The organism is Shinella sp. GW821-FHT10F02 (genome assembly GCF_058809275.1).
On sequence record NZ_JBXASL010000007.1, the window covers coordinates 391,940 to 406,033 of the forward strand.

General features: G+C 62.7%; 13 protein-coding genes. 3 read left to right on the plus strand and 10 right to left on the minus strand.

Features of this window, described 5'->3' with window-relative positions:
- Nucleotides 1-10 precede the first annotated feature (10 nt).
- The 10 genes from AC1RWL_RS23100 to AC1RWL_RS23145 all read right to left on the minus strand — a co-directional run bounded on the left by AC1RWL_RS23100 (nt 11) and on the right by AC1RWL_RS23145 (nt 10,628).
- On the minus strand, nt 11-877 hold the full coding sequence (locus tag AC1RWL_RS23100; protein WP_493095971.1) for an ABC transporter ATP-binding protein: 867 nt from the start codon (nt 875-877) through the stop codon (nt 11-13).
- Complete coding sequence (locus AC1RWL_RS23105) at nt 874-1,683, minus strand: ABC transporter permease (protein WP_493095970.1); 810 nt, start codon at nt 1,681-1,683, stop codon at nt 874-876. Before AC1RWL_RS23105 ends, AC1RWL_RS23100 begins: the two co-directional genes overlap by 4 nt.
- Nucleotides 1,680-2,531, minus strand: coding sequence for an ABC transporter permease (locus AC1RWL_RS23110; protein WP_493095969.1), 852 nt, complete (start codon nt 2,529-2,531; stop codon nt 1,680-1,682). Before AC1RWL_RS23110 ends, AC1RWL_RS23105 begins: the two co-directional genes overlap by 4 nt.
- A gap of 28 nt (nt 2,532-2,559) precedes the next feature.
- Nucleotides 2,560-3,654 (minus strand): ABC transporter substrate-binding protein, encoded by a 1,095-nt coding sequence (locus tag AC1RWL_RS23115; RefSeq protein WP_493095968.1) that lies wholly within the window; start codon nt 3,652-3,654, stop codon nt 2,560-2,562.
- 66 nt (nt 3,655-3,720) lie between these two features.
- The gene (locus AC1RWL_RS23120) at nt 3,721-4,638 is read right to left on the minus strand and encodes a TauD/TfdA dioxygenase family protein (protein ID WP_493095967.1); all 918 of its coding nucleotides are present in this window, start codon (nt 4,636-4,638) and stop codon (nt 3,721-3,723) included.
- Between the two features lie 272 nt (nt 4,639-4,910).
- Nucleotides 4,911-6,413, minus strand: coding sequence for a sulfatase (locus AC1RWL_RS23125; RefSeq protein WP_493095966.1), 1,503 nt, complete (start codon nt 6,411-6,413; stop codon nt 4,911-4,913).
- Nucleotides 6,410-7,486, minus strand: coding sequence for an ABC transporter ATP-binding protein (locus AC1RWL_RS23130; RefSeq protein WP_493095965.1), 1,077 nt, complete (start codon nt 7,484-7,486; stop codon nt 6,410-6,412). Before AC1RWL_RS23130 ends, AC1RWL_RS23125 begins: the two co-directional genes overlap by 4 nt.
- A gap of 8 nt (nt 7,487-7,494) precedes the next feature.
- On the minus strand, nt 7,495-8,325 hold the full coding sequence (locus AC1RWL_RS23135; RefSeq protein ID WP_493095964.1) for a carbohydrate ABC transporter permease: 831 nt from the start codon (nt 8,323-8,325) through the stop codon (nt 7,495-7,497).
- Complete coding sequence (locus AC1RWL_RS23140) at nt 8,318-9,247, minus strand: carbohydrate ABC transporter permease (RefSeq protein WP_493095963.1); 930 nt, start codon at nt 9,245-9,247, stop codon at nt 8,318-8,320. Before AC1RWL_RS23140 ends, AC1RWL_RS23135 begins: the two co-directional genes overlap by 8 nt.
- Before the next feature lie 13 nt (nt 9,248-9,260).
- A complete protein-coding gene (locus AC1RWL_RS23145; RefSeq protein WP_493095962.1) occupies nt 9,261-10,628 on the minus strand; it encodes an ABC transporter substrate-binding protein in 1,368 nt (455 codons plus the stop codon).
- A 128-nt stretch (nt 10,629-10,756) separates the two neighbouring features.
- Here AC1RWL_RS23145 and AC1RWL_RS23150 point away from each other — a divergent pair, with 128 nt between their 5' ends.
- The 3 genes from AC1RWL_RS23150 to AC1RWL_RS23160 all read left to right on the plus strand — a co-directional run bounded on the left by AC1RWL_RS23150 (nt 10,757) and on the right by AC1RWL_RS23160 (nt 14,081).
- Nucleotides 10,757-11,665 carry a LysR family transcriptional regulator gene (locus AC1RWL_RS23150; protein ID WP_439624800.1) on the plus strand — a complete coding sequence of 303 codons (909 nt, stop codon included), beginning with the start codon at nt 10,757-10,759 and terminating at the stop codon, nt 11,663-11,665.
- An 81-nt stretch (nt 11,666-11,746) separates the two neighbouring features.
- Nucleotides 11,747-13,129, plus strand: a complete 1,383-nt coding sequence (locus tag AC1RWL_RS23155) for a sulfatase family protein (protein ID WP_493095961.1) — start codon at nt 11,747-11,749, stop codon at nt 13,127-13,129.
- A complete protein-coding gene (locus AC1RWL_RS23160; protein WP_493095960.1) occupies nt 13,116-14,081 on the plus strand; it encodes a formylglycine-generating enzyme family protein in 966 nt (321 codons plus the stop codon). The genes AC1RWL_RS23155 and AC1RWL_RS23160 overlap by 14 nt, the downstream gene beginning before the upstream one ends.
- Nucleotides 14,082-14,094 lie beyond the last annotated feature (13 nt).

Here is a 14,094-nt window from a genome sequence, read left to right on the forward strand (position 1 = left end):
GCTCCTGAAATCAGAGGGTTTCGAGTTGCGCCTCTTGCGGGCGCAGATGTGCATGAGGTCGGCCGGGAACGTCGTGATCCAGGGCCGCGAGAATGCGACGGCGCAGACCGACAAACGCTGCGCTGGTGCGGTCGGCCCCGGCACCGGGCGGGATTTCGACGATTTCGCGTATACGGCCGGGATGGGGCTGCATGACGACGACCCGGTCAGCGAGGGTCACTGCCTCCTCGACATCATGGGTCACCAGGATGGCGGTAATGCCTTCGGCACCGACGATGCGGCGAAGCTCCTCCTGCAGATGCGCCCTCGTCATGGCGTCCAGCGCACCGAACGGTTCGTCCAGCAGAAGAACCGGCGGGTGGGGAGCGAGCGCACGGGCAATGGCCACGCGCTGGGCCATGCCACCGGAAAGCTGCGCGGGCAGTGCATCGGCAAACTGCGACAGTCCGACTAGCGCAAGATGGTCGCGCGCCGTTGCGGTGCGTTCTGCCGCCGTAAGGTTCGATTTCCGCAGGCCAAGCTCGACATTCCCAAGAGCCGTCAGCCAGGGAAAGAGCCGGTGTTCCTGGAAAACGATGGCGCGATCGAGCGTGGGTTCGCCAAGGCGGCGCCCGTCGAGGAGGATTTCACCCTCGTATCGGCGTTCCAGACCGACGATCGCTCTCAGCAATGTCGACTTTCCGCAGCCGGATGCACCCACGAGCACGACGAACTCACCGGGTTCGACCGCCAGGTCGAGGTTTTGAAGCGCGGTGAAAGGGCGGCCCGAAACGGTAAATTCCTGCGTCAAGCCACGGATTTCCAATCGGCCGCGGCGCTGGGGTTCGGCTGAAGCGTTCATCTGATCACTCTTTCTTCTCGCGGGCAGCGCGCTCACGCTTGTTTCTTCCAACGGGTCAGGCGGTGTTCCACCAGCCCGGCCACAACACTGAGAGCAAAACCGATGCCGCCCAGGAGGATGACACCTGACATCACGAGATCCATTTCAAGCAGCTCCCGCCCGGCCGTCATCTGGCTGCCGATACCGGGCGCGACGGTCATGAAATATTCCGCACCCACAGTTGCCAGCCAGCCGTAGATCAGCCCCAGGCGCAGCCCGGTGAAAATCGCCGGCAATGCCGAGGGCAGGATAAGAAAGCGAAGGCGATCGAACGGCGAGAAGCGGTAAATGGACGTGACTTCCCTGAGGCTCGGCGGAACCTGCGCCGCCCCCTCCCAGGCATTGATCACCACCGGCGTGAACACGGCCATCGTCACGAACGCCACCTTGGCCGCCTCCCCCGTACCGAGCCACACGGAGATGAGGGGTATCCAGGCAAACAGCGCAATCTGCTTGACGACATTGAAGCTCGGCCCGACAAAAAGCCGCGCGATGCGGCTTGACCCAAGCAGCAGGCCGAAGGGTGTCGCAAGCACACCGCCGATCACGAAACCGCTTGCGAGCCTTAGAAGGCTGGCACCGATGTCGATCCAGAATTCGCCTCGTGCGAGACCGCCCACAAGCCGCCAGATCACGGTGGTCGGCGGCGGCAAGAGCAGCGGGTTGACCTGCCCGCTCCGCGCCACGACCTCCCACGCAATGAGGAGCGCCAACGGCAACAACAGCCCTTCAGGCAGACGAAGTGGTCGATGTTTACGCTCGGCCTGAGCGACCGGGCGCTGCGGGAGGGAGACGTCGCTCATGCCGCAACCCTCTGCCACTTCAAGAGACGGGCCTCGACGGCAGCCAGGGTTGCATCGAGTGCAAAGCCGATGAAGCCCACGAAAACCATCGCCAGCAGGACGAATTCCATCGCAAAAAGCTGGCGGCCCCAGACCATGAGGTAGCCCAGCCCCTCCGACGAGGCGAGGAGTTCGACCGCGACCAGGGCAAGCCATGCGTTTGCGAGGCCATAGCGGATGCCGGAGAAGATCGTCGGAAGGGACGCCGGCAGGACGATGTAGCGAAGCTGCATCGACTTGTTGAACGTCATCACCTCACCGACCTCGCGCCAGGCGATCGGAACATTGCGAATACCGGCATAGGTGTTGACTGCCATCGGTATCATGGCGGCCTTGGCGATGATGACGATTTTCAGGCCTTCGCCGATGCCGAGGAAGAGGATCAGCATCGGGATCCACCCGATCGGCGGTACCTGGGCGATGGCGAGGAAGATCGGGTCGAGATATTTCCGCGCCGTTTCCGATATGCCCATCACCGCGCCAAGTGGCAGGCCAATGACAGCGCCGAGGGCAAATCCCCACAGAACGCGCTCCAGGCTGATCAACGTATGCGCCTGAAGCTCGCCGGTGGCGGTCAGCTCGAAAAACGCGTCAACCACCATCGACGGCGGCGGCAGAATCTGCACGGGGATCCAGCCCAGGCTGGCCGTCACGCTCCAGATCAGGAGAAGCGAGACGGGCAGCACCAATGCGGCGAGCAAAACACCCAGGCGCGACTTGCCGACTTGTTGGAGCCCTTTCCTCGACAGCGCCGAAAGAGCCGGGCGTTCAAGCCTTATAGGAGGGATATCAGCCGAAATCTCGGTCATTCCATTCTCCAAAAACCGGCGTGGACGCTCAGCTGTTTACAGGCTTGCCGTCCGGACCATAGGCGGTCCAGAAGCTCTCCAGCTTCAACTCGGCCAGCGCCTTGTTCAGGAACGAGGGGTCAAACCATTCCGCAGTCGCACGCTCCCGCCGGATGAGGGCGAGTTCGCGTGCCCGTGCTTCCTGTCCCGCAAAACCTTCGACGAGGAACGGATCCAGAAGCGGGCTGAGACGGAAGCGGAGTTCCTGCCCTTCGTGATCCCGCACGAAACCTTCGCGCGGGCGACCCGTCAGGGCGTAGGTGTCGAACACTTCCTCTCGTCGGCTTTCGTCGGACCCCCATTGTGCGGCCTTGACGAAACCATTGACGATACGCTGGGTCACCTCGGGCTGTGCATCCAGGAAGGCGCTTTGGGCGTGAATGATGGCATGGCGGGTGAAACGGCTGTCTTCCTTGGTATTGAAGAAGACCTTTGCGATGCCTTTCGCTTCCAGATCGTACAGGTCTGCCTGTCCCACCGTGGCGTCGATGTCGCCCGAGGCGATCGCTGCATTGGCCGACGCGAAATCGAGATTGATGATCTTGACGTCACGTTCGGTCAGGTCGTAGGCGGCGAGAACCTTGGCGGCCGCCAGGTGCAGGTTGGTGCCGCGAAACAAGCCGAGCGTGCGCCCCTTGAGGTCCGCGACCGAGGCGATTCCCGAATCCGGACGTGCCGCGATATAGATGTTGGAGCGCGCATCGCTGCCAAGCAGGATTCTGGTCTCAAGTCCGTTCGAGCGTCCGACGAGAGCCGGAAGATCGCCATGGAAAGCGAAGTCCGCCTGATTGTTCGCCAATGCCTCGTTGACCGAGGGACCGGCGCCCTTGTGGAAGGACCATTCGAGCTTCACATCGGGATCATCCTTGAACTCGCTTGCGACGAATTCGCGCGCATGGCCGAGCGCACTGACGCCGGGGCCGGCATATTGACGGTTGCCGACACCGACCTCCGCAAAAGCGAGGCGAACGGTCAAGGGAGACTGGGCACGGACAATGGACGGGGCGCCGATCGCGGCTGCGACGATGCCGGCGCCACTCGCGGCCAGAAAGCTGCGGCGGCTGAAATTGTTAGAGACGCTCATGAGGATAGTCCTTGCTATTGGAACGCCCGGTCCTGACGTCCCCTGGTCAAATCGGAGATGCAGAAATCAAGCGGCCTTTGCGTTCGCTGGCTTGCTCGTCTTCACGCGCGTCGAGCTGCGGCGTCCGTCGGTGCTGACCGGAACATCGCCATCGACCGTCGAGCGACGAACCACGCGGTGCTGATCGCCGTAGTCGTTGACTGCGATATGCTGGGTGGCCCGATTGTCCCAGATGGCGACGTCGCCTTCCCGCCACCGCCAGCGCACGGTATTCTGCGGCGCCGTCACATAGCTTTGGAAGATTTCGACCAGCTTGGTGGAGTCGCTTCGTGGAAGGCCCACCAGCCGCTGCACGAAATTACCGAGGATCAGAGACCTCTCCCCTGTCTCGGGATGAACGTGCACAACGGGATGCTCGGTCTCGTAGATCGTCGATGTGAACACTTCCTCGTATTGCTTTTTTTCGTTTTCCGTTGCCCGCGGGCGCGCCGCTGCATAGTCGTAGACATTGCTGTGAACCGCCCAGAGGCTATCGGCCAGCACCTTGAGCGGCAACGGCAGGTCCTCATAGGCAGCATGCGTGTTCGACCAGACGGTATCCCCGCCGGCAGCCGGGATCACCTGGCCACGCAGCACCGAGATTTTGGGATAAGCGTCGACGAAGGTGACGTCGGTGTGCCACTGGTCCGCCCGCCCGCCGCCATGTCCGGAATCGAGCTCCAAGATGGATGAGGTCCCCCCGACCGACGTTTGCGTGGGATGGGGCACGAGTTTGCCAAGGCGGCTGGTGAACGCTTCCTGCCCGGCATCATCAAGGTGGTGCTGATCGCGGAAGAAGATGACCTTGTGCCGCAGCAACAGGCGATTGATCTCCGCAACGGTGCTCTCCGGCAGGTCGCCGGAAAGCCTTACTCCCCTGAGCTCTGCACCGACCCTCGATGTCAGCGGAACAACTTCGACTGCATTCTCAATCGCTTTACTCATGGAATCCTCGTAAAAATCTGATCGGACGGGTCACATACCCTGGCGATGTTCATCTGCCGCGCGCCGAATTGGCGGCTTCGCCAAGGCATCGCAATGTCCGCATTAAAGACATTATTCTAGTAATTCTATAGATTATATCATCTAATTATGAGGCCGGCTGGGGAAGATTTTCCTGCTCGTTCCCCTGTATCGAGGCGCCGCCACCCCACGGGTTTAATCCAGCCTCTTCGCCCGCCGCCGGCACGATTTCCGTATCACGGAGGCAGACCATTTTACCGTTCTGGCGCCTCCAGGCCGATGCGGCGGTAGGCTTCCGGTGGCGCGTCGTTTTCCGCCATCAGTTCGACCAGCCTTGCGACAAGGCGTGCCTCGGTTTCCGGATCGTCGAGGGATCGGGCTTGTGAGGGATCGGCAGCGACGTCGTAAAGGCGCGTATCGCTTTCGATGAGCGAACCCGGGCCGTAGTTCATGTAGAACGGCGAGCGGGTCTGGACGGGGATTTGCAGCAAAGGGACGTCCTTGGTCCAGTCGAACGGCGGGTGCAGCCGGGCCGCGCGCAGCTCTTCCGGCGTGAAGCGCGTCTTCAGGTGCGTCGGCATGAGCGTGTACTGGTAGATTTCCTGTGCGGCGATATCGTCCGGATAACGATGGTAGGTGTAGGTGCCGTCCGTGATGTTCACGGCACCGCCGAAATAGCCGAAGATCACCGCATCATGGTGCTGCTCGCCCACCAGCGCGCGACCTTTCATTTCCTCCGCCGGCGGCAGGCCGAAGAGCGCCAGCAATGTCGGCGCGATGTCGATCGATTGCGTCACGTCGCCCACACGTCCCGAACGTGGTGTGCGGGGATCGTGGATGAACAGCGGAATGTTGGCGATCTCCTGGTACATCGTCATCCGGTTCTTCGCCCAGAGATCGTGTTCGCCCAGCAGGAAGCCATGATCGGTGGTTAGGACGAGCGCCGTATCCTTCCACAGATCGTGCTCATCGAAGGCATCGAGCAGCTTGCCGAGCAGATGATCGCAATGGGCAAGTGTCGCCCGATAGTTGGCGCGCAGCTCGTCTGCCTCGCCCGGCTCGTCGTTGCCGCGGCCATAGGTCGGCCAGTCGCGGATAGGCCCGTTCCATCCGGTGCGGAACGAATCCTTGAAGCGATCCGGCGCGTGGAAGGGTTCGTGCGGATCGAAGGTTTCGATCTGGAGCAGCCAATTGTCCGCCGCATGATTACGCGCAAGGAAATCGAGGCCGTGAGCGAAGGTCTTGTAGGAGGGAAACTCCTCTTCCTCGGTGATGAAGTCGCGGTTGACGATATAAGGCTCGAAGATGTGCTTGATGCCGCCGCCCCGCTGCTTCGGGTGGTATTTCTCGCTGAGTTCGCCGAGGTCCTTCGACTTGTCGACCTTCCAGGGGTCTGCTTCCTGCCCGCGCACGAATTCGAACGTGGTGTAGCGGTTGTGATAGGTCGCGCCGCCGTCTTCCCAGTAGTGATAGTGGTCGGTCACCAGATGGGAGTGGACGCCCGCCTCCTGCAAAAGCTCCGGGAACGCATTGTCGAAGGGCTCCAGCGGCCCCCAGCTCCGGTGCAGGAAGGAAAGCCGGCCCGTCATCATATCGCGGCGCGCCGGCATGCAGGGCATGGAGCCGACATAGTGTTTGTCGAAGACCACAGAGCGGGCGGCCAGCCGGTCGAAATTCGGCGTCGGCACGTCGGTTCCGCCATAGGGGCCGAGCAGATGACGGTTCAGGCTGTCGAAAAGCAGGAAGACGGCTTTCATGACGAAATGGCTCCAGTGATCGGCGGCAGCACGCGGCCGGTGGTTTTGTCGAAGAGATGAACGCGGCCGGGCTCCGGCCTGAGCCAAACGGTCTCACCGGCCTGCCCCTGCGATCCCGGCCGGCGCCAGCAAATCTGCCGGCCGCCATGATCGCCGAAGACATAGGTCTCGGCGCCGAGGTGCTCCACGATGCCGAAGGTGAGCGGCAGGGCGTCGGATGCGCCGTGTTGCGCAAGCACAAGATCTTCTGGCCGGATGCCGATATCGACTGGTCCGGGCGCCGCCGAACTGTGGCCGAGAACGAGATCTCCCGCGCGCACCGTGCCATCGGCCGCGATGTCGCCGTCGATAATGTTGATGCCGGGCGCACCGATGAATTCGGCGACGAAACGGCTGACCGGATTGGCATAGACCTCCAGCGGCGTGCCGATCTGGACGATCCGGCCATGATCCAGCACGACGATGCGGTCGGCCATGGTCATCGCCTCTACCTGGTCGTGCGTGACATAAACCGAAGTGGCGCCGAGACGCTCATGCAGCGCGCGGATCTCCGTGCGCATCTGGACACGCAGCTTCGCGTCGAGATTGGACAGCGGCTCGTCGAACAGGAACAGCGCCGGCTTGCGCACGATCGCCCTGCCCATCGCGACGCGTTGCCTCTGGCCGCCGGAAAGCTGCCGCGGCTTGCGGTCGAGTAACGCTGAGAGACCGAGTAGCCGGGCGGCGTCATCGACCGCTGCATCGATCTCGGCCTTTGGCCGGCCCGACAGCTTCAGGCTGAAGCCGATGTTCTGGCGCACCGTCATGTGCGGATAGAGCGCGTAGGACTGAAACACCATGGCGATGTCGCGATCGCGCGGCTCCAGCCCGGTAACGTCGCGGCCGTTGATGCGCACGGTCCCGGCATCCGCATCTTCGAGGCCGGCGATCACGCGCAACAGCGTCGATTTCCCGCATCCCGATGGGCCGACGAGCACGAGGAATTCCCCCTCCTCGATATCAAGCGCGATTTGCGACAGCACGTCGGTGCTGCCGAAACGCTTGTCTATGCCTTCAAGATCAACTCTGGCCATGGTTTCCCCTATTTCAAGGCGCCGCCGGTCAGGCCCTGCACCACGAAACGCTGGCCGAAGATCATCAGCACAAGCGCCGGTACGATCGCGATCATGGAGGCAGCCGCCATCGGGCCGTTCTGGATTTCAAATTGCTGTGCGAACTGGGCGATACCGATCGGCACCGTGGCAGACGCCCGCGATGCGAGCGTGAGGGCGACGGAAAACTCGTTCCAGCTGAACACGAAGGCGAGCACGCCCGCCGCGATCAGCCCCGGCGTCACAAGCGGCAGGACTACCTTCCAGAACACCTGGAACGGCGTGCATCCATCGACGCGGGCAGCATCCTCAAGCTCGACCGGAATGTCGCGGACGAACCCCATCAGCAACCACACCGTCAACGGCAGGTTCACCACGACATGGACGAGGACCAGCGCCGTCAGCGTGTTGTAGAGGCCGAGCCAGCTAAAGATCATGTACCACGGGCCGACCAACGTCAGCGTCGGCATGACATGGAATAGCAAAGTCCACCCCAGGAACAGCCGGGAGATGAGCCTGGCGTGCTTTTGCCGTTCCAAGGCATAGGCTGCGAGCAGGCCGATCGCCAGCGTGATCACCGTGCTGACGAGCGCCACCGTCACGCTGTTGAACAGATTGCGCCCGAAATTCGAGCGCCGCCCGAACAGCACCTGCTGATAGTTGGCAAGCGTCGGATCGAACAGGATCTCTCCGGTCGCAATCGATATCTCGGTCTTGAACGAGGTCGCCAGAATGTAGATGAACGGCGCCAGCGTGAAGATGACGGACAGCGCGAGGAGCGTATGCCCGAGAACGAGGCTTCGGCCTCTCAATTCAAACATTGCGAGCCTCCACCCAGCGCATGCCGATCCGTGCGGTCAGAAGGAAGACCAGGATCATCGCGACGGTGACCAGCGACAGAAGCGCGCCGTAGCCCATGGCGTTCTGTTCGAAATAGACCTTGTAGAGGCGAAGGCTGACAACCTCCGTCGAAGTGCCCGGCCCGCCGCCGGTCAGGAGCACGATCTGATCGAACACCTTGAAGGCCGCGATCGAACGGAAGATGAAGGCGACAGCGATCGCCGGCGCCAGAAGCGGCAGGATGATGTGGCGCAGAAGCTGGCGGCGGTTGGCGCCGTCGATCCGCGCCGCCTCGATCACCTCGCGCGGCAAGCCTTCGACACCCGCAAAGAGGATGAGAAAGACGAGCGGCGTCCAGTGCCAGATATCGACAATGACGACGGACAGAAGGGCGATCGAGGTTTCCGAAAGCCAGCCGACCTTGGCAAGTCCGACGGCTTCGAGGATCTGGTTGAAGAGGCCGAAATCATAGCTGTACATCAGCCGCCACATCGCGCCGATCGCGACGGGCGAGACGAGGATCGGCAGGATGGTGACGGTGCGGATAAGCCCCTTGCCGCGGCGCACCGAGGCAGCCAGAAGCGCCAGGGCGATGCCGAGCACGAGCTCCACCGACACGGACAGAACGACGAAGAGGATGGTGTTCCAGGTGGCTGTCAGGAACAGCGTATCGCCGAACAGCAGATCGAGATTGGCGAGCGGATTGAACACCCATTCTGTCTTGCCGCGTGAGATCGTAATCTCCGCGAGCGCCATCGCAAACAGGTTCAGCATCGGAACGACGGTCAGAAGAAAGAGAAGGATCGTCGCCGGCCAGAGGGCAAAACGCCGAAACGCCTGTTTGCGGCGGGTCGCCCCGGAAGGGCGCCCCGCACCATCTTGAATGGCTGCATGTGCAGTCATCGCGCTGCCCGCCTCATTGCACGAGATCCGGCAGGCGGCCGGTCTTGCGGCCCGATTTCTTGAAGATCGTCTCGATCTCGGCGGCAGACGTGTTGAGCGCCACAGCCGGCGTCAGTTCGCCGATCAGCGCCTGGTTAAGGCGCAGGCCGAGAACCTGGTCAACTTCCGCCGCCTCGGCATAACCGAACAGGCTCACGGCGCCATCGAGGTTCGACAGGTAGGCTTTGACCCAGAAATAATCCGGATCGTCGGCGAGTGGCTCCAGCACATCGCCACGAACCGGCACGCCGCCGGCCGCGACATAGGCTTCCTGCGCGGGCTTCGACACGAACCACTTGAGGAAGGCGAGTGCCGCCTGCTTTTCTTCCGGCGAGATGTTCTGCGGGATCGCGGAAACCCAGTTGCCGATGGGCGAGGAAAGCTTCTTGCCACCGACAATCGGGTTCGGCACGGCGCCGAGCTTGCCGGCGACAACGGACTTAGCCGGATCCGTCAGGCTCGACATTGCCGCGACGACGACCTGTATCTCGGCGGCCTTGCCGGCGGCCATCAGCTGGATCACGTCGTTCTGGGTCAGTGCTGCGACATTCTCCGGCCCGCAGCCCTTGATGATGTCGAGGAACTTGGTGAGCGAGGTCAGCGCCTCGGGGCTGTTGACGGTGACGGTATAGTCGCCGTTCTCCATGTCGGCGGCGATATCGGCGCCATGCGCCAGCAGGTATGGCGACCACTCGAAGCGGATGGAGCCGCGCTCGCCACGCGTCACATATCCATAAAGGCCCGACGCCTGCTGCACGGCCTTGCAGCTCGCCGCGACATCATCGACCGAGACGGGCGGCGTCAGCTTGGCCTGCTCGTAGAGATCGGTGCGATAGACCTGCATGTGGGTGTTGCAGTTCGGCGGAACGCCATAGAGCGCGCCGCCATCGGGCGTGCGCCAGCGCTTGTCGGCATTCCACCAGTGCGTTAGCCCGCAGGCGAAGACCTGTTCCGGCAGCTTGAATTCAGGGTCGATCTCGTTGAGCGGCGTCAGCGTGCCGGCCTCATAGAACTCTACGGTCCAGCCGCCATCGATGTTCAGCAACTGGTGAGTGCTCTCCGCGCCGCGAACGGCGTTGCGCGCCTTTTCCAGCATGCCCGAATAGGGCGTGACGTCGAGTTCCACCTCGTTGCCGGTCTGCTCCTCGTAAAGCGCGACCGCAGCCTCATAACCCGAGAACCAGGGTGACGCGTTGATGAGAACGGTGATCGGCACCTGCTCGCCGACCTCCGGAAATTCCTCCTGCGCAGTCGCCGGCGCTGCTGCCAGGCCCGTGGCCAGCAGCGCCGCGCCGAGCGTCAAACGCCCGCGCTGGCTGCCAAACCGAAACGTCTTATCCATCGTTCCATCCCTCTCCGTTGGCATGCCGAATAGACGACATACTTTATAGACTTTGTTGACAAAACTCCCGGCGAGGCGATGATGTAAAATGAAATGATTGGGCCTGATCGATAACTTCAGGGAATGAGATGGATAGAAATCTTCGAGCGTTCCTTTCCGTAGCAAGAAAGGGCAATCTGACCGCCGCTTCGGAGGAAATTGGTCTCACGCAGCCCGCTGTGACGAAAACGATCCGCCGACTCGAATCCGAGCTCGGAGCCGAACTTTTCTCCCGAACGGCCCGCGGAATGTTCCTGAACGGCACCGGGAAGCGCTTCTTGGAGCGCGCCGAGGCGATCGAAAACCAATACCGTTTCGCGGCGGAAGAAATGGCGGCGGAGCAGCGCCAGGAGAAGGCGGTCCTGCGTATCGTCGCCGGCGTCGCCTATCAAAGCGGCCTCGCCGCCCGGTTCGTGAGCCGGCTCCACAGCGAGTTTCCGCGCACGATGATCGAGTTACGCGCGGACCTGCTCAATCCCACCCGGCCGGAACTGATGCGCGGCGACGTGGACATCATTCTCGGCGCGCTGGTCGGCGCACCGCCGGAAGGGATCGTGACGCACAGGCTGCTTTCCGCCAGCGTCATGGTCTTCGCCGGGCCGCTCAATCCGCTCTACCGGCAGGAACACGTCACATTGGCGGATACCGCGCCCTATTCCTGGGTGCTTCTCCACCGTGACGACCATACGGTCGGCCGCCTCAGGCGCGCGTATGATGATCTTCGCCAGCAGCCACCCAAGATCGCGCTCACGGCCCACACGATCGAGGCCTGTCTCGATATTGTCGGGAACTCCGCCGCACTGACCGCAGCGGTCGATCCCGTTTGTCCTCTCGCGGAGGAACGCGGCCTGCGCATGCTGCCGATTGCGGCTCCTCTGTGGAGCTTTGAATCCGGTGTCTGGGTGCGCGCATCGTCGACGGGTTATCCGATCATCCAGCGGGCAATCGAAATCCTCGAGGAGCTGTGCAAGCCGCTGCGCGATAAAAATTGGTCATGACCGAGGGACCGCAATTTCATTTCCCGCTCCGCGGAGCCGTCGCTACGGTCCATCACCCTTCCACCAGCAGCGGAGCTCTCGGTGACAAAACGGCCTAACGTGATTGTCTTCTTCACAGATCAGCAGCGGTTCGACACGACCGGCGTGCACGGAAACCCGATGGGGCTAACGCCGAATTTCGACCGGATCGCGCAGATGGGCACGCATGTCGCCAATGCCTTCACCTGCCAGCCGCTCTGCGGGCCTTCGCGTGCAGCCTTGCAGACCGGGCGCTACGCGACGGCGACTGGCGTCTTTCGCAACGAGATAAATCTCGATCCCCAGATCCCCACCCTTGGCCGCGTCTTCGCCGAAAACGGCTACCGCACCGGCTATATCGGCAAGTGGCACCTGGCCGGTGAAGACCCCGTTCCGCCAGGCATGCGTGGTGGCTACGAGGAGTGGCTGGCGGCAAACCACCTCGAATTCGTCTCCGACGCCTATGACACACGCTTGACCGACGGGGACGGCGTCGAACACCGCCTGCCCGGCTACCGCGTCGATGCGATGACGGACGCCGCCATCCGATACATCGACGCTCACAAGGAAGAGCCCTTCCTGCTGTTCGTCTCCTTCCTGGAACCGCACCACCAGAACCATACCGACGACTATCCCGCACCGACCGGTTATCGCGAAGAGCTCCAGAAGCGCCTGTGGACGCCGCCGGACCTGCAGACGTTGCAGGGCACATCGAGCTGGCACCTTCCCGGCTACTACGGAATGGTCAAGCGCCTCGACGAGGCCCTCGGCCGGCTGCTCGATGCCGTCAAAAGCCTCGGCCTGCAAGACGATACGATCGTGCTCTTCACCTCTGATCACGGCTGCCACTTCAAGACGCGCAACGACGAATACAAGCGCTCCTGCCATGAATCGTCCATTCGGGTGCCGATGGCGCTGGCCGGGCCGGGCTTCGACGGCGGCGGACGCGTGCGCGCGCTGGTCAACAACACCGACATCGCGCCTACCCTGATCGAAGCCGCCGGCCTTGTGGTTCCGGAAAGCATGCAGGGTCGCTCCATCCTGCCGTTGCTGCGCGATCCGAAATCCGAATGGCGCGAGGAGACGTTTGTTCAGATATCGGAAACCGAAACCGGGCGGGCAATCCGCACCGCACGCTGGAAATATGCGGTCACCGCGCCTTACGACGCCGCACAGTCGGGTGCCGCGGAATACGAAGAAAAGGCGCTCTACGATCTGGAGAACGATCCCTACGAGCTGGTGAACCTGATCGGCATGCCGGCCTTCGCCGAAGTAACGCATGATCTTCGCGCGCGCCTGCTCGACTGGATATCAAGGATCGAAGGCGAAAGCCCGACGATCGTGCCACATCCCGAGCAATACCAGCGGCAGCACCGTCTCAATCCGCGGGAGTTGCTCGACGACTATCGCAGCGGTCAGGTTGGACGCGGCCATGGCGGCGCATGAGGGCAAAGGCTGCTGCGTGCCCAATCGCGGGCCTCGCCTCGCGGAAGGCCCGGTCGCAGCCGCTCAGGCAACAGGTCACGTCAACCATGCCGACATGGCCCTCATCCCGTCCGGAACGTTCCGCATGGGAGACGACGGCCCGGATGGCTTTCCCGCCGATGGCGAGGGGCCGGCGCGGCTGGTGCACATCGACGCTTTCCTGATCGACAGGGCCGCTATCACCAACGCCGAATTCGAACATTTCATCGCGGCCACCGGTCACGAAACGGACGCGGAGCGATACGGCTGGTCCTATGTGTTCCACGCTGCCCTGCACCCCGCCGCCGCCCGCTCGGTAATGGATGCCGGCGTGCCGACCACTCCATGGTGGCTGGCCGTGCGCAATACGACCTGGCGGTCGCCGGACGGCCCCGGATCCGACATCCTGGGCCGAGAGGATCACCCCGTGGTGCATGTCTCCTGGCGAGACGCATCGGCCTATGCGGCCTGGGCCGGCAAGCGGCTTCCCACGGAAGCGGAATGGGAAAAGGCCAGCCGCGGCGGTCTGGACGGAAAGCGATTCCCCTGGGGAGACGAACTCCAGCCGAACGGCACACATCGCTGCAACATCTGGCAGGGCGAGTTCCCGATGCGAAATACCGGCGAGGACGGCTTTCTCGCCACCGCACCTGCACGAAGCTTCGAGCCCAATGGCTACGGCCTCTGGAACACCTCCGGCAATGCCTGGGAATGGACCAGCGACCGCTGGAGCGCGTCCTGGCACGTTGCCGATCGCGCAGAAACGCGGCGAAATCCGCGCGGGCCGCTTGACGGCACCGCACGGGTGATCAAAGGCGGCTCCTACCTGTGCCACGCGTCCTACTGCAACCGCTACCGCAACGCGGCACGCAGCTTCAACGACGAGGACACAACAACCGGCCACATGGGCTTCCGCTGCGCCAGCGACGTATAGGCGAACGACAGGC